General features: G+C 70.9%; 28 protein-coding genes. 20 read left to right on the top strand and 8 right to left on the bottom strand.

The features are described from left to right. Positions 1–92 precede the first annotated feature (92 nt). Positions 93–2357: a HelD family protein gene (locus tag ACH442_RS25215; protein WP_396340563.1), complete on the top strand. Its 2265-nt coding sequence runs from the start codon at positions 93–95 to the stop codon at positions 2355–2357. Between the two features lie 179 nt (positions 2358–2536). Here the strand turns inward: ACH442_RS25215 and ACH442_RS25210 are convergent, their stop codons facing one another. From ACH442_RS25210 to ACH442_RS25200, 3 genes are all read right to left on the bottom strand, one after another. Beyond that, positions 2537–3133, bottom strand: coding sequence for a DNA-3-methyladenine glycosylase (locus ACH442_RS25210; RefSeq protein WP_396340562.1), 597 nt, complete (start codon positions 3131–3133; stop codon positions 2537–2539). A 350-nt stretch (positions 3134–3483) separates the two neighbouring features. Further along, positions 3484–4368: a dioxygenase gene (locus ACH442_RS25205; RefSeq protein WP_396340561.1), complete on the bottom strand. Its 885-nt coding sequence runs from the start codon at positions 4366–4368 to the stop codon at positions 3484–3486. Between the two features lie 20 nt (positions 4369–4388). Then, the gene (locus ACH442_RS25200) at positions 4389–4886 is read right to left on the bottom strand and encodes a MarR family winged helix-turn-helix transcriptional regulator (protein WP_396340560.1); all 498 of its coding nucleotides are present in this window, start codon (positions 4884–4886) and stop codon (positions 4389–4391) included. Between the two features lie 97 nt (positions 4887–4983). Here ACH442_RS25200 and ACH442_RS25195 point away from each other — a divergent pair, with 97 nt between their 5' ends. Both ACH442_RS25195 and ACH442_RS25190 read left to right on the top strand, forming a co-directional pair. After that, positions 4984–5358: a DoxX family protein gene (locus ACH442_RS25195; protein ID WP_396340559.1), complete on the top strand. Its 375-nt coding sequence runs from the start codon at positions 4984–4986 to the stop codon at positions 5356–5358. A gap of 91 nt (positions 5359–5449) precedes the next feature. Continuing rightward, positions 5450–6259 (top strand): hypothetical protein, encoded by an 810-nt coding sequence (locus ACH442_RS25190; RefSeq protein ID WP_396340558.1) that lies wholly within the window; start codon positions 5450–5452, stop codon positions 6257–6259. Here the strand turns inward: ACH442_RS25190 and ACH442_RS25185 are convergent. Then, positions 6217–6468, bottom strand: a complete 252-nt coding sequence (locus ACH442_RS25185; RefSeq protein ID WP_396340557.1) for a hypothetical protein — start codon at positions 6466–6468, stop codon at positions 6217–6219. The two genes, ACH442_RS25190 and ACH442_RS25185, sit on opposite strands and share 43 nt — an antisense overlap. 218 nt (positions 6469–6686) lie before the next feature. On the opposite strand from ACH442_RS25185, the gene ACH442_RS25180 reads away from it, so the two are divergent. The 4 genes from ACH442_RS25180 to ACH442_RS25165 all read left to right on the top strand — a co-directional run bounded on the left by ACH442_RS25180 (position 6687) and on the right by ACH442_RS25165 (position 9175). Continuing rightward, positions 6687–7562: a helix-turn-helix domain-containing protein gene (locus ACH442_RS25180; RefSeq protein WP_396340556.1), complete on the top strand. Its 876-nt coding sequence runs from the start codon at positions 6687–6689 to the stop codon at positions 7560–7562. Continuing rightward, positions 7555–7776 carry a DUF397 domain-containing protein gene (locus ACH442_RS25175; protein ID WP_396340555.1) on the top strand — a complete coding sequence of 74 codons (222 nt, stop codon included), beginning with the start codon at positions 7555–7557 and terminating at the stop codon, positions 7774–7776. The genes ACH442_RS25180 and ACH442_RS25175 overlap by 8 nt, the downstream gene beginning before the upstream one ends. A 109-nt stretch (positions 7777–7885) precedes the next feature. Beyond that, positions 7886–8608, top strand: coding sequence for a CAP domain-containing protein (locus tag ACH442_RS25170; RefSeq protein WP_396340554.1), 723 nt, complete (start codon positions 7886–7888; stop codon positions 8606–8608). 12 nt (positions 8609–8620) lie between these two features. Then, on the top strand, positions 8621–9175 hold the full coding sequence (locus ACH442_RS25165) for a TetR/AcrR family transcriptional regulator (RefSeq protein WP_396340553.1): 555 nt from the start codon (positions 8621–8623) through the stop codon (positions 9173–9175). Here ACH442_RS25165 and speB read toward each other — a convergent pair. Beyond that, a complete protein-coding gene (gene speB, locus ACH442_RS25160) occupies positions 9140–10174 on the bottom strand; it encodes an agmatinase (RefSeq protein WP_396340552.1) in 1035 nt (344 codons plus the stop codon). The genes ACH442_RS25165 and speB overlap by 36 nt on opposite strands. A 92-nt stretch (positions 10175–10266) precedes the next feature. Between speB and ACH442_RS25155 the strand changes: the two genes are divergently transcribed. Genes ACH442_RS25155 through ACH442_RS25145 form a run of 3 tightly spaced genes read left to right on the top strand, consistent with a single transcriptional unit; the run spans position 10267 to position 12042 of the window. After that, positions 10267–10770, top strand: a complete 504-nt coding sequence (locus tag ACH442_RS25155) for a type II toxin-antitoxin system PemK/MazF family toxin (RefSeq protein WP_396340551.1) — start codon at positions 10267–10269, stop codon at positions 10768–10770. Between the two features lie 26 nt (positions 10771–10796). After that, a complete protein-coding gene (locus ACH442_RS25150) occupies positions 10797–11369 on the top strand; it encodes a hypothetical protein (RefSeq protein WP_396340550.1) in 573 nt (190 codons plus the stop codon). Positions 11370–11382: 13 nt separating this feature from the next. Further along, complete coding sequence (locus ACH442_RS25145) at positions 11383–12042, top strand: adenylate kinase family protein (RefSeq protein WP_396340549.1); 660 nt, start codon at positions 11383–11385, stop codon at positions 12040–12042. A gap of 520 nt (positions 12043–12562) precedes the next feature. Here ACH442_RS25145 and ACH442_RS25140 read toward each other — a convergent pair. Continuing rightward, the gene (locus ACH442_RS25140; RefSeq protein ID WP_396340548.1) at positions 12563–13951 is read right to left on the bottom strand and encodes an MFS transporter; all 1389 of its coding nucleotides are present in this window, start codon (positions 13949–13951) and stop codon (positions 12563–12565) included. Between the two features lie 73 nt (positions 13952–14024). Between ACH442_RS25140 and ACH442_RS25135 the strand changes: the two genes are divergently transcribed. From ACH442_RS25135 to ptsP, 9 genes are all read left to right on the top strand, one after another. Further along, entirely contained in the window at positions 14025–14930 is a 906-nt protein-coding gene (locus tag ACH442_RS25135; RefSeq protein WP_396340547.1) for a LysR family transcriptional regulator, read from the top strand. Positions 14931–15285: 355 nt separating this feature from the next. Then, positions 15286–16047 carry a DeoR/GlpR family DNA-binding transcription regulator gene (locus tag ACH442_RS25130; RefSeq protein ID WP_396340546.1) on the top strand — a complete coding sequence of 254 codons (762 nt, stop codon included), beginning with the start codon at positions 15286–15288 and terminating at the stop codon, positions 16045–16047. Continuing rightward, a complete protein-coding gene (gene pfkB / locus ACH442_RS25125) occupies positions 16044–16985 on the top strand; it encodes a 1-phosphofructokinase (protein WP_396340545.1) in 942 nt (313 codons plus the stop codon). The genes ACH442_RS25130 and pfkB overlap by 4 nt, the downstream gene beginning before the upstream one ends. A gap of 137 nt (positions 16986–17122) precedes the next feature. Beyond that, positions 17123–18292, top strand: coding sequence for a mannitol-specific PTS transporter subunit IIC (gene mtlA / locus ACH442_RS25120; RefSeq protein ID WP_396340544.1), 1170 nt, complete (start codon positions 17123–17125; stop codon positions 18290–18292). A gap of 24 nt (positions 18293–18316) precedes the next feature. Then, positions 18317–18625 (top strand): PTS lactose transporter subunit IIB, encoded by a 309-nt coding sequence (locus ACH442_RS25115; RefSeq protein WP_396340543.1) that lies wholly within the window; start codon positions 18317–18319, stop codon positions 18623–18625. Next, positions 18618–19067, top strand: coding sequence for a PTS sugar transporter subunit IIA (locus tag ACH442_RS25110; RefSeq protein WP_396340542.1), 450 nt, complete (start codon positions 18618–18620; stop codon positions 19065–19067). Before ACH442_RS25115 ends, ACH442_RS25110 begins: the two co-directional genes overlap by 8 nt. Next, positions 19064–20104: a zinc-dependent dehydrogenase gene (locus tag ACH442_RS25105; protein ID WP_396340541.1), complete on the top strand. Its 1041-nt coding sequence runs from the start codon at positions 19064–19066 to the stop codon at positions 20102–20104. Before ACH442_RS25110 ends, ACH442_RS25105 begins: the two co-directional genes overlap by 4 nt. 8 nt (positions 20105–20112) lie before the next feature. Further along, entirely contained in the window at positions 20113–20400 is a 288-nt protein-coding gene (locus ACH442_RS25100) for an HPr family phosphocarrier protein (protein ID WP_396340540.1), read from the top strand. After that, entirely contained in the window at positions 20393–22015 is a 1623-nt protein-coding gene (gene ptsP / locus ACH442_RS25095; RefSeq protein ID WP_396340539.1) for a phosphoenolpyruvate--protein phosphotransferase, read from the top strand. Before ACH442_RS25100 ends, ptsP begins: the two co-directional genes overlap by 8 nt. Positions 22016–22055: 40 nt before the next feature. Here the strand turns inward: ptsP and ACH442_RS25090 are convergent, their stop codons facing one another. Then, the gene (locus ACH442_RS25090) at positions 22056–22580 is read right to left on the bottom strand and encodes a hypothetical protein (protein WP_396340538.1); all 525 of its coding nucleotides are present in this window, start codon (positions 22578–22580) and stop codon (positions 22056–22058) included. 30 nt (positions 22581–22610) lie between these two features. Next, on the bottom strand, positions 22611–23360 hold the full coding sequence (locus ACH442_RS25085; RefSeq protein ID WP_396340537.1) for a polyphosphate kinase 2 family protein: 750 nt from the start codon (positions 23358–23360) through the stop codon (positions 22611–22613). A gap of 60 nt (positions 23361–23420) precedes the next feature. Here ACH442_RS25085 and tyrS point away from each other — a divergent pair, with 60 nt between their 5' ends. Further along, complete coding sequence (tyrS, locus tag ACH442_RS25080) at positions 23421–24677, top strand: tyrosine--tRNA ligase (protein ID WP_396340536.1); 1257 nt, start codon at positions 23421–23423, stop codon at positions 24675–24677. The last annotated feature ends 412 nt before the right edge of the window (positions 24678–25089 follow it).

Below are 25089 nucleotides of genomic sequence, written 5' to 3'. Positions count from 1 at the left end.
CACGGCGAAACTCTGCTAGCCTGGCCAGTTGCCACACTTTTCGGCAAAGAAAGCCGAAAGAACCACCATCAGAATACGTCCTGGGGGCAACGGTGTCAAGTCTGTCAAGTCTCGCCGGCGAACAATCCCACCTCGACGAGGTCTACAGCCACCTCGATCAACTCCGCGAACAGCTCCGGAACCGCCTCAGTGAGGCCCGCCTCCGAGGTGGCGAACTGTTCCAGCGTGACGCGACGATCTACGCGTACGCCGAGCGCCTCGCCCAGTACGAAGCCGTCGAGGAAGGACTCTGCTTCGGCCGTCTCGACCTGCGTGACGGCGGCCCCCTCCACATCGGCCGGATCGGGATCCACGACACCGGCGAGCCCCCGCTCATCGACTGGCGGGCGCCGGCCGCGCGACCGTTCTACGTGGCGACCGCGATCAGCCCGTTCGGGGTGACGTTGCGGCGGCACATCCGCACCCGGGGACGTACCGTCGTGGAACTCGACGACGAGATCCTGGACCTGGACGCCGCCCGGGCCGACACCTCGATCGTCGGCGAGGCCGCCCTGCTCGCCGCGCTCACCGCGAACCGCACCGGCCGGATGCGCGACATCGTCGAGACCATTCAGGCCGAACAGGACCGGGTGATCCGCGCCGAGGCCGGGGGAGTGCTCGTCGTCCAGGGCGGCCCCGGCACCGGCAAGACCGCGGTCGCGCTGCACCGCGCGGCGTACCTGTTGTACACGTACCGCGAGCAGCTCTCCGCCCGTGGCGTGCTGATCGTCGGGCCGAACGCGACCTTCCTGCGTTACATCTCGCAGGTCCTGCCGTCGCTCGCGGAGACCGGCGTGCTGCTCGCGACGATGGGTGACCTCTATCCCGGCATCACCGCGCGTCACGCCGAGGCGCCGGAGGTGACCGAGATCAAGGGTCGCGCCGTGCTGGTCGACCTGCTCGCCGCGGCCGTCCGGGACCGGCAGCGCGTGCCCGCCGAACCCCTGGAGGTCGAGGTCGACCGGCACGTGCTCCGGCTCACCGCGGCCGACTGCGAGCCGGCCCGGCAGCGCGCCCGCGACTCCGGCCTGACCCACAACCGGGCCCGCCCGATCTTCGTCGCCGGCGTCCTCGACGCGCTCGCCGCCCAGGTCGCCGACCGGATCGGCGACGACCCGTTCTGGGACGACCCGCTCGGCGAGGACGACGCGCTGACCACGCCCAACCTGCTCGACGCGGCCGATCGCGCGGACCTCCGCGGCGATCTCGCGGCCGATCCGGTGGTCACCGCCGCGATCGACTCGCTCTGGCCGGTGCTCACCCCCGATCAACTGCTGATCGACTTGTACGCCGTGGAAGGCGCCCTCGAATCGGCGGCATCCGGCCTGCTGGATCCGGCCGAGGCCGTGCTGCTCCGCCGTGCGCCACGCACCGGCTGGGCCGCGGCGGACGTGCCGCTGCTCGACGAGGCGGCCGAACTCCTCGGGGCGGACGACCGGGCGGCCCGGGCAGCGGCGGCCCGGGAGCAGGGACGGCGCCTGGCGTACGCGCAAGGGGTTCTCGACATCACCGCGGGCTCGAAATCCTATGAACTGGAGGACGACGACGAGGCCGCGATCCCCAACATCGCGGACGTCATGCAGGCCGACATGCTCGCCGAACACCTCGAGGAACGGGAGTTCCGCACCGCCGCCGAGCGGGCCGCCGCCGACCGGAACTGGGTCTTCGGCCACGTCATCGTCGACGAGGCGCAGGAACTGTCCCCGATGGCGTGGCGGCTGCTGATGCGGCGCTGCCCGAGCCGCTCGATGACCGTCGTCGGCGACCTCGCGCAGAGCGGCACCCTCGGAGCCCCGGCGAGCTGGGCGGACGTGCTCTCGCCCTACGTCGCCGACCGGTGGCGGCTCGCCGAACTCACGGTCAGTTACCGCACCCCGGCCGAGATCATGAGCTGGACCGAGCAGGCCCTGGCCGACGCCGACCCGCCGATCGTCGCACCGAAACCCGTCCGTTCCACCGGTGTCGAACCGTGGGAGGCGACCGGCACGCTCACCGACCTGGCGTCGCACGTCGCGCGGGAGATCACCGCCGCAGGTGACGGCCGCCTCGCCGTGATCGCCCCCGCCGACGTGCTGCCGGCCCTGGCCGCGGCCCTGCCGGCGCTGACCACCGGCTCGTCGCCGGACCTGGAGGACCACGCCGTGCTGCTCACCGTCACCCAGTCCAAAGGGCTGGAGTTCGACACCGTCGTGGTCGTCGACCCGGCGCGCATCCGGGCCGGCTCGCCGCGCGGCGCCAACGACCTCTACGTCGCGCTGACCCGGCCGACGCAGCGGCTCGGCGTCTTCACCCTCGAGGCCGGCGTCGACGAGTCCTGACGTCCACCCCTACCGCCGGCCGCCCGGTCACTCGATCGACGTCGTGCACCGCGCCCGCAGGGAGGACCGGGGCATCCGGATTGTCCGGCCCCGGCGGGCCCGGGCCGGGCCGAGCGTCGGCGTTGCCCGGCCGGGTGGGCTCAACATGTCCGGCTGGGCGGCGGCGCCGGGGTGCTCGGCTACGTGCGGAGTCGGCGTGGCTTGGGGGTGTGCCGGCGGTAGGCGCTGACCGTCGGGTCGCCGGCGATCCAGAAACGCCACGGGACGTCGTGCGCCGAGGTCACCCCGACCCGCGGCCCGGCCTCGATCGCCGTTGTCCCGGTGGTCGGCGGCGCGAGCGTCGCCGGGCCGCTCCCGTCGACCACCGAGGTGTCGTTGGCAGCCCGGTTCAACGCCAGGACCTGCATCAACTTGGCCGGCCCGGCCGCCAGACCGGCATCCCGCCGCGCGGCCGGCCGGCGCTCGCGCGCAGTCTCCACCCCGTCCACCACCTCACCGGCCCGGAGCAGCACCGCCGCGGCCTTGCCCTCCTCGCCGCAGACGACGTTGGCACAGAAGTGCATCCCGTAGATCTGATAGACGTAGAGCCGACCGGCCGGCCCGAACATCACCGCGTTCCGATTCGTGACGCCGCGATGGGCGTGACTGGCCGGATCGGCTCCCAGCCCGCTGTACGCCTCCACCTCGGTCAGCCGCACCGTCACCCCGTTCGCGGAAAGCCGCCAGCCGAGCAACTCCCGCGCGGCCACGTCCACCGCCCCGGCCGGCAACTCCATCCACCCATATCCCACCCCTCAACCCAACCACAACCCACCGAACCCCCGCGAACCGTGCACCCCCGCGGACACCGAGTGCACCCGTTCATCCCCGGCCGACCGCAGCGAGCGCCCACCACGAGGGTTCGCGCCCCGGCGTGAGCCGCCCGGCCGGCCCCGAGCAGTGCTTCGGCGCGCCCGAACCATTGCCGGGCGCCGGCCGCGTCCGCCGGGCTGATTCTGGGCGGTGTTCCGGACGCGGAGCTGGGCGTGAGGTGTTCCGACGTGCTCGGCGGGGTCGCCGGGCGGGAACAGAGGACCGGCGCCGAGGGACGGCGTGGCGGCGGCGAGTGCAGGCTGGGCCGGTGGGGTCAGGGGAGGGTTTGAAAGGAGCGTTTGGAGAAGCCCATCATGTAGCCCTCGATCGCGGTCCGCGCCGGCGCGTCCGGTTCGTCGGCCGCACCCAGCGTGACGAAGAGCGGCGTGAAGTGGTCCGGAGTCGGGTGCGCGAACGGCATCCCCGGCGCCCGGTGCCGGTAGGCCGCCAGCTCGTCCACGTCGCCGCGCGCCAGTGCCTCCGCCGCCCAGTGATCAAAATCGGACGACCAGGTCGGGATCGCTCCGGAGAACAGCATTTCCCGGGTGACGAACGGCAGACCGTGGACCATGAAACCCGACCCGATCACCAGTACGCCCTCGGAACGCAACTCCCGCAGCCGCGCCCCGATCCGGAGCAGCCCGGCGGGGTCCTGTGTCGGCATGCTGAGCTGCAGCACGGGGAGGTCGGCGAGCGGGTACATCGCCATCAGGGGCACCCAGGCCCCGTGGTCCAGGCCGCGCCGCGGATGCTGGTGCACCGGATGGGCGTCGGGCATCACCGCCGCGACCCGTTGCGCCAGCGCACTGGCGTCGGGCGTCGCGTACTCCATCGTGTAGTACCGCGGGTGGAAGCCGCCGAAGTCGTACACCAGCGGGGTCCCGGCGCCGGTCGCGGAGAGTGACAGCGGCGCGCTCTCCCAGTGGGCGGAGACGATCAGGATCGCGGTCGGCCGCGGCATCGACTGCGCCCACTCGAACAGTTCCCGCAGCCAGGGCCCGTCGTCGAAGAGCGGCGGCGCGCCGTGACTCAGGTAGAGAGCCGGGAGCGGTCCGTCGGCCGGCGTCCAGCCCCGCTGGGCGCGGGCCCGGGGCAGGGCTTCGATCAGGAATTCGTCGTACGCCCCGGCGGGCACCGCCGGGTTGAACAGTGATGACATCGCGTTCTCCCGCGGAAAGGTCAGTCGGCGGTGAGGCGGGTGGCGCCGCACGGATCGTCGGGGTCGACGGCGTGCATGATCCGCCGGCCGATGTCCCGCAGCTGGCGTGTCTGCGCCTTGGTGAGCTGATCGAAGATCAGGTGACGAACCTCGGTGACGTGCCCCGGGGCGGTCGCCACCACCTTGTCCCAGCCGTCGTCGGTGAGCACCGCCAGCGTGTAGCGCCCGTCCTCCGGATCCGGGGTGCGGCGGACCCAGCCCCGTTTCTCCAGGCGGCCGACGGCTTGGGAGAGGCGGGCCAGGGACCCCTCGGCGAGGACGGCGAGCTCGCTCATCCGCAAGGTGCGACCGGGGGACTCGGAGAGGCCGGCGAGGATCCCGTATTCAAAATTGCTGAGCCCCGCGTCGCGCTGCAACTGCGTGTCGAGTGCTGACGGGAGCCGCATGAAGAGGCTCATCAGGACCAGCCAGGCTTCGCGTTCCTCGCTGCTCAGCCACTGTGGCTCGGTCTTCTCCATGTCCCGAGCATAGCTCAAGCGTTTAACCGAGGATCACTTGCGTGTTTAAGTCAATGGAGCTAACTTTCCGTCAACTGTTGAAGTGAATCGAGGAATCATGAACGTCGTTCTGTGGATTATCGCGGGTCTGCTCGCGGCCGCTTTCCTGGCCGCCGGGGCGATGAAGATGCTGCAGCCGAAGGAGAAGCTGATCGCTTCCGGGCTGGGCTGGGCCGCCGACTTCAGTGACGGCCAGGTCAAGCTGATCGGGCTGGCGGAGGTGCTCGGTGCGGTCGGCCTGCTCCTCCCGGCCCTGCTGGACGTCGCTCCGGTGCTGGTCCCGATGGCCGCGACCGGCCTGGCGATCACCATGATCGGGGCGATCGTGGTGCACGTGCGCCGCAAGGAGAACCAGGCCGTGCTGCCCAGCCTGATCCTGCTGGTGCTCTCCGCGGTGGTCGCCTGGGGCCGGTTCGGTCCCTGGTCGTTCTGATCCATCCCGGAGGGTCGACGCGCTCCTGGTGACGAGCGTGTTACTGGTCGGTATAGTTCGCCGCCATCGGGACGGGGCTGGGGAGCTGACGATGGTGCTGGCCGGGGAGCCGCAGGAGAACGACGACTCGGCGGGCGCCGGGGCGGACGGCGAGCAGGGCTCACGCCGTACGGGAAAACGGGGTGGACTTGCCACCCGCCGCACCGGCTTCATCGCCGCGGGTCTCGCGTCAGTCCTGGTCATCGGCTTCTGCCTGGCCTGCAGTGGCGTCTTCACCTCCGACGAGGCGGACCCGTCGGCGGCCTCCTCGCCGGCGCCCGCCGCCACGCCGTCCTCCGCTTCGCCGTCGCCCACCGCTCCGCAGCCCGCGGCCAAGCCGGTCGCCGCGGCCGCCGACCTCGACGCGGTCTGCGGCAACACCTACTACCCGACCGCCCCGAAGTACGCCGGCAAGGGCCCCCACCCGGTCGTCATCAGTGCCCGGGAGCGTCTGGACCTGGGTGACCGCTCGGCCCGCACGCTGAACCGCTACGCGTTCTCGGGCTCAGCCGCCGCGAAGAAGACCTGGGCTCCGGCCGCCAAGCAGGCGCAGCTCGTCGCATGTCTGGATCTGATCGGCGGCGGAGCCAAGGTCAAGGACTGCCGGACCGACGTCGCGGCGTCTCCCGACATGCCCCTGATGGTCGGCCGCTACAAGCTCAGCGTGTATGAGGTCGCCACCGGTCGCAAGATCGCGGAGTCGACCCTGAACGGCGCCGCCAAGACCTGCCCGTGGGTGGTGCTGACCGGTTCTGATCCGACGCTGTTCACCACTGTCGACGATGCCCAGCTCTATCAGGCGCTGCAGGCGAAGGTGGTTCAGGGCGCCTCCGGCCCGGCCCAGCCCAGGAAGCGCTCGTAGAGGTCGGCGGGCGGCCCGCCGGCCCCGGCGGCCCAGTCGTCGATCGCCTCGATCAGGCACGAGCCGAGGTAGACGGCGAGGCCGTGCGGGAACTTCTGGTACTGCTCGGCGAGCTCCACCTTGGCGGTCGCGCACGGCCACGGCTGACCGCAGACCCGGCAGTCCCACGCGGGGCGCTCGCCGACGTGTTCGGTCCGCGGTACGAGCATCTGCACCCTTACCTTCCGCAACTCGACGACTACACAATGGAGCGTCGCGTGCTTTAGGCTCGGGCTCAAGCCGTGGCAGCGAGAATCCCGCAAATGGATTCCCGGCGTCTCGATGTAGTCGAACGGATCGTCTCGTTCGAGACACCGGTCGATGTCGCGGCGAGGCGATGTGCACACCGCCAGGCGGGGCGGAGTGCTACGGGAGGAGGTCGCCGCGCATGTCGGAGACGGGTTCGACGGTACCGAGACGGCAGGTCGGGCGGCTGCTCAAGCAGTTGCGCGAGCAGGCCGGCATCTCGCTCATGGCGGCGGCGCAGGAGCTGGAGTTCTCCCGCGCGCGGATGTACCGGATCGAGAACGGCGAGGTCCCGGTCCGCAAGCACGACGTGATCGCGATGTGCGGGGTGTACGGCGCTCCCGGCCGCATGACCGAGGTGCTGGTCGGCCTGGCCCAGGAGTCCAAGGCGAAGGGCTGGTGGCATGCGTACGGCGATGTCGTCCCCGCCTGGTTCGAGCTCTACGTCGGCATGGAGCAGGCCGCGTCCCGCCTCCGGCAGTACGCGCCGAGCGTGATCCCGGGTCTGCTGCAGACCAGGGAGTACGCGGAGTTCGTCTTCGGTCGCTGGCTCGGCGACGACCCGGCCGCCGTGGAGAACGCGGTCGCCGTCCGGCTGGAACGGCAGTCCCTGCTGCGCCGCAACCGCCCGAAGGCGCCGCGGCTGGAAGTGATCATCGACGAGGGTGTGTTGCGCCGCTCGGTACCGGACACGCTGGGCATGCAGAAACAGCTCGCCCACCTGGTCAACGTCTCCACCCGGCCGGACATCAGCGTCCGGGTCGTCCCGTTCGCGGCCGGCCCGCACCAGGCGTCCAGCTCAGGGCAGTTCACGATCCTGGAGTTCCCGGCAGTCGGGACGGCCTCGCCCGAGCCGACCACCATCTACTGCGAGAACCTCACCGGCGCGCTCTACCTGGATAAGCTCGGCGAGGTCGAGTCCTACGAGCACATCTGGGCCGCGCTCGATGCCACGGCGCTGAGCCAGTCCGATTCCGATGACCTCATCGGCGCGATCATCAAGGAGAGCGATGGCTGACCTGACCGGTGCTGTCTGGCACAAGAGCACCCGGAGCGGCGGTAACGGGGGCGACTGCGTCGAGGTCGCCGGCAACCTCCCGGGGATCGTGGCGCTGCGTGACACCAAGGACCCGGACGGATCGGTGCTCGTCTTCACGCACGCGGAGTGGGCCGCGTTCCTGGAGGGCGTGCGGGCCGGCGAGTTCGACGTCGGGACACGTCGACCCTTATGAGTCCGTGAGCCGTTCCTTAAGGAATCCTTTCCGGCACCGCACACACCCGGCCGGTCGCGCATAGTCATGGGGCGTCGTCCCCTGTCCGGCCTACCGAGGTGAATATCCCGTGTCGCTCGCCGCTGCCCGTCGTTTCCGTTACACCGTGGGGGCGGGCTCGGCGGCCGTGGCCCTCGGCGCCGGATTCATCGTGATGGGCCTGGGCCGGCAGGCGTCCGCCGACCCCCGTCCGGCCGACGTCCCGCTCGCCGCCCCGGCGTCCCCGAGCGTCGTTCCGGTCCCCTCGGTGACGACCACGCCGGCGAGCCCGTCACCGTCGCCCTCGGTGACGAAGAAGAGCACCAGGCCGAGCCCGAGCACCACCCCGAAGAAGGTGCCGGTGACGACCAAGGTGTCGACGCAGTCCCCGGATGAGCAGGTCGTCGAGCAGGTGCTCGCGCACCTCAACGCCGCCCGCAAGGCCGAGGGCCTGTCCGCGTTGAAGCTCGACGACGACCTGTCGAAGGCGTCCACCCTGCACAACAAGCTGATGATCAACGGCTGCGGGCTGTCCCACCAGTGCTCCGGCGAGGGTGACATCGGCAAGCGGTTCACCGCGCAGGGCGTCGAGTGGGGCAGCGCGGGGGAGAACATCGGGTACGGCTCCAGCGGCAGCAGCGCCTCCGCGATCATCAAGGCCGCGAACGGGCTGACCGACTCGATGCTGGCCGAGGTCGCGCCGAACGACGGGCACCGCAAGAACCTGCTGAGCAAGAGCTTCACCCGGATCGGCCTGAGCATCGTGCGCGACAGCAAGGGCGTGACCTGGATGACCCAGGACTTCGTCGGGTGACAGACTGGCCCGGTGAGGCGGTCGGCGGCCAAGCGGGTCGAGGTGCTCGCCGCGGCCGGTGAGGTGGTGGCGGCGCGCGGCGCCGACGCGACCCGGTTCACCGACGTGAGCGCGGCGACCGGGGTCGGTGTGTCCACCTTGCAGTACTACTTCGGCACCCGTGAGGACATGCTGATCGCGGTCTTCCGGCACGCCGCCGAGCGGGACTTCCAGCTGGTCGGGGAGCGACTGGCCACGCTGACCGACCCGTGGGAGCGGCTCCTCGCCGTCGCCACACACCTGGGGAACGACACGACCTGGCGACTCTGGGTGGAGAGTTGGCGGTGGGCGTCCCGGGACGCGGAGGTCCGGGCCGACGTCCTGCGTGACTACACCCGGTGGTGGGAACTGCTGGCGGAGAACATCACCACCGGCGACCCGATGCGGACCGCCCGGCAGGTGCTCGCGCTGATCGACGGGCTCGCTCTGCCGGTGGTCCTCGGCGACCCGGCCATCGACCGGGCCGCCGCGGGTGAGCTGCTCGAAGACGCGCTAGCCCGCCTGCTGGGCCGTTCCCCGGCCCTCTAGCAGCGGGGTCGAGCGCTTCCACCGCGGCCCGTCACCGTCCTTGCGCCGCCGCGCCATCCCGGACAACGCTTCGAGCACCACCCGGTTCCCGAGCATCGCGGTGATCTCCGCGTGGTCGAACGGCGGCGACACCTCGACGATGTCCATGCCGACGACCGGCAGCTCGTGGCAGATCCGGGAGACGCTGTCGAGCAGTTGCCGCGCGGTGAACCCACCCGGTTCCGGGGTGCCGGTGCCCGGCGCGTGCCCCGGGTCGCAGACGTCGATGTCGACCGAGAGGAAGACGCCGTCGCAGCCGTCCATGGCGATCTCGAACGCGCTGTCCAGCACCGCGTCCAGCCCACGCTCGACGATCTCGCTCATGTGGAAGGAGTTCATCCGCTGGTCGGCCATCCAGTCCAGGACGTCCGGCCCCGGCCAGTAGCCCCGCAGGCCCAGTTGCAGGAACCGGTCGCCGCGGACCGCGCCGGACTCGATCAGCCGGCGCATCGGCTGGCCGTGACCGTAGAGCGAGCCGAACTCGATGTCACCGGTGTCCGCGTGCGCGTCGAAGTGGATCACCGAGATCCGCTGCGGTGGGTGCGCGCTCGCCACGCCGGCCACGTCCGGCCAGGTCACGGTGTGGTCGCCGCCCAGGACAAGCGGGATCGCGCCGTGCTTGGCGATGAAGCCGACGCCCTCCTCGATGGTCGCGCAGCTGCGCTGGATCTCGCCGCTGAACACCTCCAGGTCGCCGGCGTCCTTGACGGTCAGGTCGGCGCCGAGCGCGTCGACGCGCATCGCCAGGTGCGGGCGGGTGCCGTCGTGCGCCAGGTAGTCCGTGCCGCGGATCACCTGCGGGCCGAACCGGGCGCCGGGGCGGTGCGACGTACCGCCGTCGAACGGCGCGCCGATGATCACCACGTCCGCGTCGGCGTAGGTCGAGGGCTCGCGCCAGTCGCACGCGGGCACTCCGAGGAACGTGTGGTCCGGCCCGAACATGGGTCCATAGCGCGTCATGTCCTGCATCCTTCCCGGCTGCCGGCGGTGGCGCGGACTGTATCGTCATACTGTATGGCCGTACAGTTCCGGGAAGGCCGTAAGGTTCAGCGGTGCTCGAAACACTGATCTCCCTCCTGCGCCGGATCTTCGGCGGACAGCCCCCGAAGTCCACGGGCCGCACCACCCGGCCCGCGGCCCCCGCGCCCGCGAAACCCCGGCCACCCCGGCACATCCCCACCCAGGACCGCGGGCGCACCATCGCCTACGCCCCCAGCCTCGACGGCGACGCCGACCCGGGCGAGATCGTCTGGACCTGGGTCCCCTACGAGGACGACCCCGGCCAGGGCAAGGATCGTCCCGTCCTGGTGGTGGGCCGCGACGGCCGTACCCTCCTGGGCCTGATGCTCTCCAGTCAGAGCGAGCGCGACGGCCAGCCGAACTGGCTCGCCCTCGGCGCCGGCGACTGGGACCGCAGCGAACGCCCGAGCTGGCTGCGCCTCGACCGGGTCCTGGAGGTCGAGGAGGACGGCATCCGCCGCGAGGGCGCGATCCTCGACCGGGCCCGGTTCGATTGGGTGGCGGACAAGCTCCGGCACGATTACGGCTGGGCATAATCGGACACTCGGATAGCGTTGCTGACATGGATGACGTCATGATCGGTTTCGGCGGCAAGCAGGCGTGGCTGGCGGTTGCCGGCGCCTCGCCGGAAGCCGTCCTCGCCGCTCTCGGCCTGCGTGACCTCGGCACCGTCGGCTGGCGTGACGGCCTGGACGTGGCGCACCTCAACGACGACCGGGTGGCGGTGACCCCGCCGCTGCCCGGCGCCCGCGACACGTCCTGGGTGCTGGCCCCGGGCCGGCTGCTGATGACCCCCGGCCCGGACGTGGTGGCGCTCTCCGCGACGCTCGGCACCGAGGTGCAGTACTTCGCCACACATCGGGTAACAGAGTTGCATCGATGGCAGCGCGCGGTGAAGGGTGATCTCGTGCGCGCGTTCGGGTATGTGGGGCAGACCGGCGAGGTCACCTCGTGGTTCGGCGAGCCCGGCCCGGCCGAACGGGAAGCGGGCCTCCCGGGCGACTACGACCCGGAGGAATCCACCATCCTGGTCTCCGAACGTGACGTGTTCCGGGTCGCGGCCGCCTGGAGCATCGACCCGACCACACTGACCGGCCCCGCGCCCGGCCCGTTGCGGATCGGCGCGGCTGACTGAGGAGGCCAGCCACATGCGCAAGTACGTGATCATGGGAGTGCAGGGCAGCGGCAAGGGCACCCAGGCCCAGTTGCTGGCCAAGGATCTCGACCTGGTCCACATCGGCGTCGGCGACATCTTCCGGTGGAACGTCCGCAATCACACCAAGATGGGTGCCCAGGTCAAACGGACCATGGCGACCGGCGAACTGGTCAGCGACGAGCTGGTCGAGTCGGTCGTGCAGGATCGGCTGCGCCAGCACGACTGGAACTACGGGTTCGTCATCGACGGCTTCCCGCGCAACGGCCGGCAGGCCGAGTTCTTCATGGAGAGCTTCGACCTCGACGCGGTGATCCACCTCGAACTCCCCGACGACGAGGTCCGCCGCCGCGTCCTCAGCCGCCGCGTCTGCCCGAACTGCGGCATGGACTACAACCTGATCGGCGACCGCCCCGAGCAGGAAGGCCGCTGTGACATCTGCGGCCACGAGCTGACCACCCGCTCCGACGACACGCCCGAGGCGCTCGAGGCCCGCCTGCGCGACTACCACGAGAAGACGCGCCCGGTCCTCGAACTGTTCCAGCGCAAAGAGGTCGTCCACGACGTCGACGGCCGCCCGCCCGTCGACGAGGTCCAGAACGCCATCCGCAAGACGCTCGGCCTCCCCGCGTACGTCCCGGCCGACGACCGATAAAAGATCAAAATCAGTCTCTGGTACGACCCAGCCGCGCACCCGACCGCACCCGCCCGTCCCCGGTCCGGGCCCGCCACCTGATCCCGGTGCCGGCCCGCCCGGCGACCATCCGCCCCCGCCGGTCCCCCCACCCACACTCACACCCACCCCGCCCCGATCCACGCCCGGCGCGGCACCCCCACTTCGTGGTGCCGCGCCCGCCGAGCAGCCGAGCGCAGTTGTCAGCGTGCCGGCGGCCGGACACGAAGCGCTGGTCCTCCCACTGCCAGGTCGGCCGCGGCGGGCCGGGTGCGGGTTGCCGGGCGCGGGCGGCCGGGTGCGGGTTGCCGGGCGCGGGCGAGGGTCCGGCTTGCTGGGGTGCGGTCGGTCGGGTGCGGGTTGCCGGGCGCGGGCGGGTGTGGGCGCGAGCTGCGTCATGGGCCCGGGTTGCGGCCGTGCTCCCGGTCCCGGCTGGTTCCGGCGGTTGTCATGGGGTGCGAACAACAACCGTCAGAACCAGCCGGGGACTCGACCGGGCCGGTCAGACCAGCGCGGACGCCTTCTCCGGGTCACGGGCGGGGGCCGGCCACATCGTCACCACGGCGACCGTGGCGAGCACGAGGACTCCGGCCAGTACGCGGTAGCCGACGGTCAGGCCGGCGAGGAAGTCGTCCGGCGAGCGCAGTGCGTGGTGCGAGTTCAGCACGGTGCCGATGACTGCCACGCCGAGCGCGGCCCCGACTTCCCGCGCCGCCGAGTTCAGGCCTGAGCCGAGGCCGGCGCTGCCGGCCGGCAGCCCGGCGAGGATCCCACCGGTCAGGGCGGGTGCGCAGAGTCCCATCCCGGCCGCCATCAGCAGCAGGTACGCGGCGTAGACGGGGTACGGCGTGCCGGCGTCCACCGTGGAGAGCAGCGCCAGGCCGATCACGATGCCGGACAGTCCGGCCGTGATGACGGGCCGCGGCCCGTAGCGCTGGGCGAGCGGCACCGCCCGCCGCGACACCACTCCCATCCCGATCGCCAGCGGACCGATGGCCACACCGGTGAGCAGCGCCGAGTACCCCTTGACGTCCTGCAGGAACTGTGCGTTCACGTAGAACAGGCCGAACAACGCGAAGAACGTGGCACCGACGCCGAGGGCTCCCGCCCGTACCGTCGAAATCCGGAAGATGCGGGGATCGAGCAGGGGCTTGCGGGACCGCAGCGCGTGCCCGGCGAAGGCGCCGAGGACGAGCAGCCCGGCGGCGAAGGACGCCACCACCACGGGGTCGGTCCACCCCTTCCCGGGGCCCTCGATGATGCCGTAGAGCAGCGCGAACAGCCCGCCGGTGAGCAGCGCCGTGCCGATCGGGTCGGTCGACGCGTCGTGTCGCGGCGCGCGCGGGACCCAGGCGGCGACGCCGGCCACGAGCAGCATCGCCACCGGGACGAAGGTGAGGAACAGGGCGGGCCAGTCGAAGTACTGCAGGACGGTCCCGGCGACCAGGTTGCCGACCATGCCGCCGAAGCCCATGCAGGCGGTCCACAGAGCGATGGCGTGCGGGCGCCGTTCCGGCCGGGTGGTGTGCAGCAGCAGGGCGAGCGTGGCCGGCTGGGCGAGGGCGGCCGCGACGCCGCCGAGCGCGCGACCGGCCTGGAGCACGGCGACGTTCGGGGCCAGGGCGCTGACCAGATTGGCCACGCCGAACAGCGCGAGCCCGGTGATCAGCACGCCTTTGCGGCCGAGCCGGTCGCCGAGCGCGCCGGCCGGGATGAGCAGGCCGGCGAAGGCCAGCACGTACGCGTCGACGATCCAGACCAGGTCGCTCGCGTCCGCGTGCAGATCGCTCGCGGCGAGCTGCGGAATGGCCAGGTTGATGCCCGCGACCAGCGACTGGAGCACCAGCACGGTCAGGCACGTCAGGGCCAGTGTCGAGTTCTCACGTCTCATGGATCCGACGCTAGGATCGGCTATATCTAACGTCAAATGCATGCTTTGCAGGGGAAGGTTGCGTCAGACGCATATGAATCTGGACCTGAATCTCCTGATCGCCCTCGACGCCCTGCTGGAGGAGGGCAGCGTCGGCGGCGCCGCGCGTCGCCTGCACCTGTCCGAGCCCGCCGCGAGCCGCGCCCTGGGCCGGATCCGCGCCGCGATCGGTGACCCGATCCTGGTCCGCTCCGGCCGGCAGATGGTCCTCACCCCACGCGCCCACGAACTGCGCACCGAGGTTCACGCCCTGGTCGAACGCGCCCGCGCGGTCTTCACGCCACCCGGTCCGCCCGACCCGGCGGCGCTGCAGCGGGTCTTCACCGTGCTCGCCGACGACGTGGCGATCGCGCTCGGCCCGGAACTGCTGGCCCGGGTCCACGGCGAGGCGCCCGGGGTGAGCCTGCGCTTCCTCGGGGAGGACCCGGCCTCCGACGGCAGCTCCCAGCTCCGCGACGGTCAGGCCGACCTGGACATCGGCGTGATCCAGGGCGCGCCGCCGGAGATCGTCGTCGAGCCGCTTTTCACCGACCGGATGGCCGCCGTCGTCCGGGCCGGCCACCCGCTGACGTCGGGGGCGCTGACCGTGGAACGTTACGCCGCGGCGGACCACGTGAGCGCGTCCCGGCGGGGCAAGCTGACCGGCCCGATCGACGAGGCCCTGGCCGCCATGGGCCTGGCCCGTCAGGTGGCGCTGGCCGTCCCGACGTTCGGGGCCGCCCTGATCGTGGTCGCCCGCACCGACCTGGTCGGGCTGATGCCGGCCCGGCTCGGCAGCCGTGCGGTGGAAGCCCTCGGCCTGGTCGCGCTGGAGCCCCCGCTCGACCTCCCGGCCAAGGAGATCGCCATGGCCTGGCACCGGCGGTACGACGCCGACGGCGCCCACGCCTGGCTCCGCGCCCAGATCCGCGCCACGGTCGCCACCCTGACCGCGGACTGAGCCGGCCGTGCCACGGTCGCCACCCGGACCGTGGACTGAGGAGTCCGCGCCGGCACCGGCTCCCGACCCGCGCGGGTGGTTGTCTCAAGGGCTGTTCGGCAACGCCGGGCGCCGGTCGGCGGGGTGAGCCGCGGCTGGGGTGCAGCCGTGGGCACGGCGCGCGTTCTTGGGGGAAAGCCACACAACCGGGCATCGATGTCGCTTACGTCGGGTGCGGGGGAGATGACCATATGCGCCGGATTTGCCTACCACGACTTCCCATGTAAGGAGACCGAAATCTCTTTGACATATTGCGCTCGGACAGAAGCGGGCGTAAACAAAGACAAAGCAAAATCAATGCCAGGGCGGTGAGTGGATGTACGCGGAGGAACGGCAGCAGGAGATCGTGCGGCGCGCCCGCGCCGAGGGCCGGGTCGACGTGGTGGCGCTGGCGGACAGCTTCACGGTCACGGCCGAGACGATCCGGCGGGACCTGACCGTGCTGGAACGGGCCGGCGTGCTGCGCCGGGTGCACGGTGGAGCGATCCCCGTCGAGCGGCTCGGCTTCGAGCCCGCCCTCGCGACCCGCGACGCCGTGCTGATCAGCGAGAAGGAGCGGATCGCGAAGGCCGCGCTGGCCGAGATCCCGGAGGACGGCGCGATCATTCTGGACGCCGGGACGACCACCGCCCGTCTCGCCCAGCTGCTGCCCGCCGACCGGGAGCTCACGGTCGTGGTCAACTCCCCGGTGCTGGCCGCGATGCTCGGCATCAAGCCGAACCTGTCGGTGCTGCTGCTCGGCGGCCGGGTCCGGGGCAAGACCTTGGCCACGGTGGACGACTGGGCGCTGCGGCCACTGTCCGAGATGTATGTCGACGTGGCCTTCATGGGCACCAACGGCTGCACGGTCGAGCGCGGCATGACCACCCCCGACCCGGCCGAGGCGGCGGTCAAGCGGGCGATGATCGCCGCGGCCCGCCGGGTGGTGCTGCTCGCCGACCACACGAAGATCGGCAACGACTATCTGGCCCGGTTCGGCGGTCTCACCGAGCTGGACCTGCTGATCACCGACAACGGCCTGGACCACGAGCTGGCGGCCGAGGTCGAGGCCACCGGCGTCCGGTTGGTGAAAGCATGATCCTCACCGTCACTCTGAACCCGAGCGTCGACCGGGCGCTCGAAGTGGACGAGCTGCTGCGCGGCGCTGTTCTCCGGGCCGCCGACTCGCACATCGACCCGGGCGGCAAGGGCGTCAACGTCTCCCGCGCGCTGCTGGCCAACGGCGTCCGCTCCACCGCGGTCGTCCCGGCGGGCGGCGCCGAGGGCGAGCAACTGGTCGACCTCCTCAAGGGGGAGGGCGTCGACCTGGTGGCCGTCCCGATCGCCGGACGGACACGTTCCAACATCACCGTGGCCGAACCGGACGGCACGGTCACGAAGATCAACGAAGCCGGCCCGGTGCTCTCCACGGCCGAGTTCGACCAGGTCAGCGACGCTGTGCTGGCCGCCGCGCGGGGGGCCGACTGGGTGGTGCTCTGCGGCAGCCTGCCGCCCGGCCCGTCGGTGCAGGCGTTCGCGGCGCTCTGCGACCGGCTGGTCGCGGCCGGCGCGCGGCTCGCCGTCGACTCGAGCGGTCCGGCCCTGCTGGCCGGGGTCAACGCCGGCGCGGCCCTGGTCAAGCCGAATCGGGAGGAGCTGGCCGAGGCGGTCGGCGGCGAGCTCACCACGCTCGGCGACGTGCTCGACGCCTGCGACCGGCTGCGCAAGGCCGGCGCCGGAACCGTGCTGGCCAGCCTCGGCGCGGACGGCGCGGTGCTGGTCGACGAGTCCGGTGTGCTCACCGGCATCTCCCCGGTCACCACGCCACGCAGCACCGTCGGTGCCGGTGACGCCCTGCTCGCCGGGTTCCTCGCGGCCGGCGCGCGCGGCGAGGCGGCGCTGATCGAGGGCCTGGCCTGGGGTGCGGCCGCGGTCAGCCTGCCCGGCAGCCGGATGCCGCGACCCGAGGACCTGAACCGCACGACCGTCCGGCTGGATGCTCACCCGGACCTGTCCCGACCGATCAGCCCCCACTGACGTACCCCCGATAGATGATCGGCGGCCGCAAGGTCGCGGCCTGCCGCTACCCGTAGCAAACCCGAAATTCAGATACAAAAACCGATTTTTTAGTACGGGGGACCAGCACGACCCCAGTCCAATGAATGGAGATCCTCATGGCCTCTTCGTATACCCCCGAGGTCACCGGCGGCGGTTTCCGGGCTTCGGTGCAGAAGCTCGGCGGTTACCTGGCCGGCATGGTGATGCCCAACATCGGTGCCCTGATCGCCTGGGGCCTGATCACCGCCCTGTTCATCCCGGTCGGCTGGATCCCGAACGCCACCTTGGCCGAGCTCGTCGACCCGATGATCAAGTACCTGCTGCCGGTCCTGATCGGTTACACCGGCGGCCGGATCGTGCACGGCCAGCGCGGCGCGGTCGTCGGTGCGATCGCCACGTTCGGCGTCATCGTCGGCGCGGACGTGCCGATGTTCCTCGGTGCCATGATCATCGCGCCGCTCACCGCATACGTCCTGAAGCTCTTCGACAACGCGATCGACGGCAAGGTCAAGCCGGGCTTCGAGATGCTGATCGACAACTTCTCGGCCGGCATCATCGGCGCGGGCTTCGCGATCCTCGGCAAGCTGGCCGTCGGCCCGGTCGTCGACGGGCTGACCAAGGCCGCCGGCAACGCCGTCGACTGGCTGCTCGACCACAGCCTGATGCCGCTCGCCTCGATCCTGGTCGAGCCGGCCAAGGTGCTGTTCCTGAACAACGCCATCAACCACGGCGTATTCGGCCCGCTCGGTGTGCAGCAGGTGCAGGAGCACGGCAAGTCGATCCTGTTCATGATCGAGTCGAACCCCGGCCCCGGTCTGGGCCTGCTCGCCGCCTACCTGTTCTTCGGCCCGAAGTCGCTGCGTCCCAGCACCCCGGCCGCGATGATCATCCACTTCCTCGGCGGCATCCACGAGATCTACTTCCCGTACGTGCTGATGAAGCCCCGCCTGATCCTCGCGATGATCGCCGGCGGCATGTCCGGCGTGGCCACCTTCATGATCACCGGCACGGGCACGGTCGCCACCCCGGCGCCCGGCAGCATCTTCGCCTACTTCGCGGTCACCGCGAAGGACGGCTACTTCGGGATGATTCTCGGCGTCATCATCGCCGCCGCGGTCACTTTCGGGGTCGCGTCGCTGCTGCTCGGCTTCGGCAAGCTCAAGTCCGACCAGGAGGCCGACGAGGCCGAGTCCGACGAGGCCATCCTGGCCGCCGAGACCGCCGGCACCCAGCACCCGGTCGTCGCCTCCGAGGCGACCGTCACCGGCAAGGAACAAACCGCCTAACCACCACGAACGGAGGTCCCGGCCATGGCCATCATCAACGGCAAGGACATTCACAAGCTCGTCGTCGCCTGCGACGCCGGCATGGGCAGCAGTGTGATGCTCGCCAGCACGCTGCGCAAACAGCTCGGCAAGAGCGGGGTCACCGTGGAGCACACCCCGGTGAACTCCATCCCGGCCGACGCCGACCTGGTCGTCTGCCACAACGGCCTGGCCGCGCGAGCCCGCTCGATCGCGCCCGGCAAGCCGATCGTGCCGTTCCAGGTCTTCCTGGGCGACCCGGCCGTCACCAAGGTGGTCAAGGCCATCCAGCAGGGCACCGACCTCAATGTCTGAGCTGCTGGACCGCCGGGCGATCCGGCTCGACGAGACGGCGGCGGACCGCGACGACGCGATCCGCCGCACCGGCCGGGCCCTTGTGGAGATCGGCGCGGTCGAGCCCGGCTACGTCGACACTATGCTCGCCCGCGAGCAGTCGATCTCCACGTACGTCGGTGAGGGTGTCGCGATTCCGCACGGCACCCTCGGCGGCAAGGAACTGGTGAACCGGGACGCGCTGTCGGTGCTGCGCTTCCCGGAGACCGTGGACTGGGACGGCGAGCCGGTGACGCTCTGCGTCGGCATCGCCGCCAACGGCGACGGGCACGTGGAACTGCTCGCCGCCCTCGCCGAGATCCTGCTCGACGAGGACCAGGCCCGTGAACTGCGCGAGGCCACCGATCCCGAGACCGTGATCCGGCTGCTCGGGGCCCTGAAAGAAGAGGACAGCAACTCATGAAGGTCGTGCGATTCCACGCTCCCGGTGACGTGCGGTTCGAGGACGTGCCGGAGCCCGAGGCCGGCCCGGGCGAGGTGAAGATCCGGGTCCGGAACTGCTCCACGTGCGGGACCGACGTGAAGATCTCCAAGTTCGGTCACCACCACATCCACCCGCCGCGGGTGATGGGCCACGAGATCGCCGGCGAGGTGGTGACCGTCGGCGACGGCGTCGAGGGGTGGGCGCCCGGCGACCGGGTGCAGGTGATCGCGGCGATCCCCTGCGGCGAGTGCGACGAATGCCGGCGTGGCCGGATGACGATCTGCCCGAACCAGGTGTCGATGGGTTACCACTTCGAGGGTGGATTCGCGCAGTTCATGGTCGTACCCAAGGAGGTCTTGAAGGTTGATGGCCTGAACCGGATCCCGGAGGGAGTCTCGTTCGCCGAGGCGTCCGTGGCCGAGCCGCTCGCCTGCGCGCTCAACGCGCAGAATCTCGCCCGGGTCGGTGAGGGCGACGACGTCGTGGTGATCGGTTCCGGTCCGATCGGCTGCCTGCACGTCCGGCTCGCCCGGGCCCGCGGCGCCGCCCGGGTCTTCCTGGTCGAGCTCAGCCGGCAGCGCCTGGAGATGGCCGCGAACCTGGTCAAGCCGGACGCGGCGATCTGCGCGGCCGAGGTCGACCCGATCGAGGAGGTCCTGAAGCTGACCGGCGGGCGTGGCGCCGACGTGATCATCACCGCCGCGGCTTCGGGCAAGGCGCAGGAGCAGGCGATCCAGATGGCCGCGCGGCAGGGCCGGATCAGCTTCTTCGGCGGCCTGCCCAAGGACAAGCCGACGATCACCTGCGACTCGAACCTCGTGCACTACCGCGAGCTGATGATCATCGGGGCGAACGGGTCCAGCCCGGCGCACAACAAGCAGGCCCTCGAACTCGTCGCCACCGGCGCGGTCCCGGTCGCCGACCTGATCACGCACCGGCTGCCGCTGGACGGGGCCATCGACGCGTTCGGCATCGTCGAGCGCGGCGAAGCCATCAAGGTCACCATCGAGCCTTAGGAGGGTTCATGCCCACGCGTACGGTTGCCGTCGGTTCCGCCAGCGGGCTGCACGCCCGCCCCGCCAAGATCTTCGTCGAGGCGGCGGCGAAGGCCCCGGTGAAGGTCACCATCCGGGTCGGCGAGAAGAAGCCGGTGCCGGCCAAGAGCATGCTGTCGGTGCTCGCGCTCGGCGCCAAGCAGGGCACCGAGGTCGTCCTGGAGGCCGACGGCGACGGGGCCGACGAGGCCCTGGACGGGCTGGCCGCGCTACTCGCCAAGGACCTGGACGCTCTTGAGGGTGCCGGCGATGCCTGAGGTTGCCGGCCTCTCCGGGATCGGGGTGTGCGCGGGTGTCGCCGCCGGTCCGCTGCTGCGGATCGCGGCGGCGCCCGCACTGCCCCCGCCCACCCCGGTGGCCGACCCCGAGGCCGAGGTGGCGCGGGCCTTCGCGGCGCTCGCCGAGGTCGTCGCGGAGCTGGAACGGCGGGCCGACCGGGCGTCCGAGGAGACCGTGGCCGAGGTGCTGCGGGCCGAGGCGCTGATGGCGGACGACGAGGAACTGCGCGACGCCGTCCGCGAGCACGTCGAGGGCGGCACCGACGCGCCACACGCGATCGGCGCCGCGTTCGGGACGTTCCGGGAGATGTTCGCCGAGGCCGGCGGCTATCTCGCGGAACGGGTCGCGGACCTGGACGACCTGCGGGACCGGGCGGTGGCGGTGCTGCTCGGGCTGCCGATGCCCGGAGTGCCGCAGCCCGGTCACCCCTATGTTCTGGTGGCCCGGGATCTGGCGCCGGCCGACACCGCGGACCTGGACCCGTCGCAGGTGCTGGCGCTGGTGACGGAGATCGGCGGGCCGACCAGTCACACGGCGATCCTGGCCCGGGCGCTCGGGCTGCCCGCGGTGGTCGCCTGCCGGGGCATCCTGGACATTCCGGAGCACACTCTGATCCGGGTGGACGGCGCGACGGGAGAAGTCGGGCCCGCCGATTCGGTTTTCCACGCGGAGAATCGGGTCGGGTCCGAGCTCGCCGGTCCGGGCGCGACCGCGGACGGGCATGCGGTGAAACTGCTCGCCAACGTGGGGTCGGCGAAGAACGTACCGGCCGCCGACGAGGTCCACGCCGAGGGCGTCGGCCTGTTCCGCACCGAGCTGCTCTTCCTCGACCGCACCGCCGAACCGACGAAGGACGAGCAGGTCACGGCGTACCGGGAAGTCTTCCGCGGGATGGCCGGGCGGCGGGTCGTGATCCGGACGCTCGACGCCGGCGCCGACAAGCCACTGCCGTTCCTGAACCAGGACGGCGAGCCGAACCCGGCACTCGGTGTCCGGGGTCTGCGCGTGGCCCGGCGGCGCCCGGAGGTGCTGACCACGCAGCTCGCGGCGATCGCGGCGGCGGCGCAGGACTGCGACGCGGACGTGTGGGTGATGGCGCCGATGGTGTCGACGCTGACCGAGGCGGCCGAGTTCGCGGCGGCCGTGCACGAGGCGGGACTGCCCAAGGCCGGGGTGATGATCGAGGTGCCGGCCGCGGCGCTGCGGGCCCGGGACCTGCTCGGCGTCGTCGACTTCCTCAGCATCGGGACCAACGACCTGAGTCAGTACACGTTCGCGGCCGACCGGATGTGCGGCGACCTGGCCGACCTGCTCGACCCCTGGCAGCCCGCGCTGCTGCAGCTCATCGCGATCTGCGGGGAGGCCGGGCGGGACAGCGGCAAACCCGTCGGCGTGTGCGGGGAGGCGGCGGCCGATCCGGGGCTGGCCCCGGTGCTCGCCGGGCTCGGCATCGGCAGTCTGTCGATGTCGCCGCGCGCGGTGCCGGCGGTCCGGGCCTCGCTGGCGCGGTACACCTACGACGAGTGCCGTCGCCTCGCGGAGCTCGCGGTGGCGGCGCCGGATGCCGCTTCGGCGCGCAAGCTGGTGGTGTGACGACGGCCTCCGCCCGCTGCGGCGGAGGCCGTCATCGGCATCAGTTGAACGGGAACCCGGGCGGGAAGTTGACCGCCGCGTCCGGTACGTCCAGGCTCGTCATCATCTTGATGAGGTCCAGCGCGACCTTCGGCGTGCCGGGAGCGCCTTCCACGACGATCACCCGCTTCTTGGTCTTGTCCCCGAAACCGACTTCCATGTTGTACGTGTACCGGCCGCGCGTGTTCGCGACCACGTACTTCGGGCGCACCGTCTGGAACGCCGGCGTGGAGGCCAGGCGCAGGATCGCGGCTTCCTGCTTCGTGGACGCCCCGACCAGCGTGAACACCGACTGACCGGTCACCCCGGAGCGGGTGCGCACGACCACCACCGCGACCGCCTTCTTGCCCTTGACCTGCGGCTTGGCGGGCACGGCGGGTGCGGCGGGTGCGGCCGACACGGCCACGGCCGGTGACGCGACGGGTGTGGCCGTGGCCTGCGGCGTGGGCTCGGTGGCGACCGCGGCTCCGGCGGTGCCGGCCACGCCCGCCACCACGGCGGCCAGACTCAACAGCAACTTGCTCATGCCCTCAGGATATCGGGCAAAGCGGACTAATCAGCTCAACAGGCCGAGCTTGGCGAGCCGCTTCTCCACGACGTGGCAAACCTGCTCGACGACGGCCAAGCGCGCGTAACCCTTGTCGTCGCCGGGGATGACGTGCCAGCGGGCGCGCGGCTGATCCGTACGGGAAAGCATTTCTTCGATCGCCTCGCCGTAAGCCTTTCGCTTCTCGCGGTTACGCCAGTCCTCGTCGGTCAGCTTCCACACCCGCAAGGGGTCTTCGGCCCGATCCTCGAACCGTTTCAGCTGCTCCTCGTCCGACACGTGCATCCAGAACTTGACCAGGATCATTCCCTCGGCGGTCAGCGTGCGCTCGAACTCGTTGATCTCGTCGTACGCCCGCTTCCACTGATCCGCGGTGGCGAATTTCTTGACCCGTTCCACCAGGACCCGCCCGTACCAGGAGCGGTCCAGCACCGTCATCCCGCCGGAACCGGGCAACACATTCCAGAAACGCTGCAGGAAATGGTGGCGCTTCTCGTCGTACGTCGGAGCGGCGAATTGGGAGACCCGCACGTGACGGGGATCGAGCGGAGCCACGAGACGCTTGATCGCCCCGCCCTTGCCGGACGCGTCCCAGCCCTCGAAGAGCACACACAGCGGCGGCCCGATCTTCTTGTCCCCGATCTGGCCGCCCAGGGTCAGGCGCAGGCGCAGCAGCCGCTCCTGCGCCGCCTCCAGCCGCTCCTCGGCCTTCTTCTTGCTGATCTCGATCGGCGGTTTCGCGCTACCCAGGTGACCCATCCGATCAGCATCCCCGAAACCCGGTGTGATCCGCACGGACCGGTGCGGGAGAATCCGTGCGTGACTCTCGTAGACGACCTGACGTGGCGCGGACTGATCCAGGACTCGACCGACCCCGACGAGCTGCGCAAAGCACTCGACGGTGGCTCGATCACGTTCTATGTCGGCTTCGACCCGACCGCGCCCTCGCTGCACGTCGGTCACCTCATGCAGGTCTGCACCGCCCGGCGCCTGCAGCAGGGCGGGCACAAGCCGCTGCTGCTCGTCGGCGGCGCGACCGGGCAGATCGGCGACCCGCGCGAGTCCGCCGAGCGCACCCTGAACCCGCCGGAGGTGGTCGAGGGCTGGGTGCAGCGCATCCGCGAGCAGCTCTCGCCGTTCGTCACCTACACCGGGGAGAACGCCGCCACCCTGGTCAACAACCTGGACTGGACGGGCTCGGTCTCGGTCGTCGACTTCCTGCGCGACGTCGGCAAGCACTTCCCGGTCAACAAGATGCTGGCCCGTGACGTGGTGCGCAACCGGCTGGAGAGCGGCATCAGCTTCACCGAGTTCAGCTACCAGCTGCTGCAGTCCAACGACTTCTACCAGCTGCACGTGCGCAACGGCTGTCAGCTGCAGTTCGGCGGCTCCGACCAGTGGGGCAACATCACCGCCGGGGTCGACTTCGTCCGCCGTCGCGGCGCCGGCCCGGTGCACGCGTTCGTCACCCCGCTGGTGCTGAAGTCCGACGGCACCAAGTTCGGCAAGACCGAGGGCGGCGCGGTATGGCTCGACCCCGCCATGACCAGCCCGTACAGCTTCTACCAGTTCTGGATCAACAGCGACGACCGCGACGTCAGCAAGTACATGCGGTACTTCAGCTTCAAGACCCGTGAGGAGCTGGAGGAGCTGGAGAAGGCGACGGCCGAGCGCCCGCAGGCTCGTCTCGCGCAGCGTGCCCTCGCCGAGGAGCTCACCACCCTGGTGCACGGTGCGGAAGCGGCCCGGCAGGCGATTGCCGCCAGTCAGGCCCTCTTCGGGCGAGGTTCGCTCGACGAGCTCTCCGCCGACACCTTGCGCGCCGCTCTGGCCGAGGCAAATCTGCTTTCCGTACGGGGTGCGGTGCCGCCCGTCGGGACGCTGCTGAAGGAGACGGGTCTCGTGGCGAGCGCCAACGAGGCTCGCCGGACGATCAACGAGGGCGGCGCCTACCTGAACAACGAGCGCATCACCGACGGCGAGGCGGTCGTGCCGTCGTCTGCTCTGCTCCACGGCCGGTTCCTGGTCCTGCGGCGGGGCAAGCGCACGTTCGCCGGCGTCGAGGTCACCGACTGAGGTGTCTCTTCGCGGCCCGGTCCCCTCATCGGGGGACCGGGCCTTTTCTGTTCTGTCCAGTTTTGCGCCACGCGGCGGGCCGGCTCGTTCTCGGCAATCAGGGCGCTGACCTGAGGTTTTGTGCCTCGCCCGAGGTGTGACCGTGCTCGCCCCGCCCCGATTTGGAGTTGCCGGGAACGACGGGTAGTGTTTACCGAGCCGCCAGGGAGACGGGCGAGCGAGCGAGACCCGCGAGGGGCTCGGAGCGGCCGTCCTGACGGAAAACCTACCAAGATCCCACGATCTAGCATCGTGGCAATTCTCGGTGCGGAAAATCCGGTTGCGAAACACGGATTTGACGAACTGAGAATGGCGGGTAAAGTAGAGCGAGTGCCCCGGAGGGCGGGCCGCAGGAATGCGGTTCGGACGCGGT

It is taken from the genome of Actinoplanes sp. NPDC020271, assembly GCF_044388125.1.
Taxonomy (GTDB): Bacteria; Actinomycetota; Actinomycetes; order Mycobacteriales; family Micromonosporaceae; genus Actinoplanes.
Note: the sequence above shows the minus strand (reverse complement) of the source record. Positions and strands in the feature narration are given on the sequence as shown.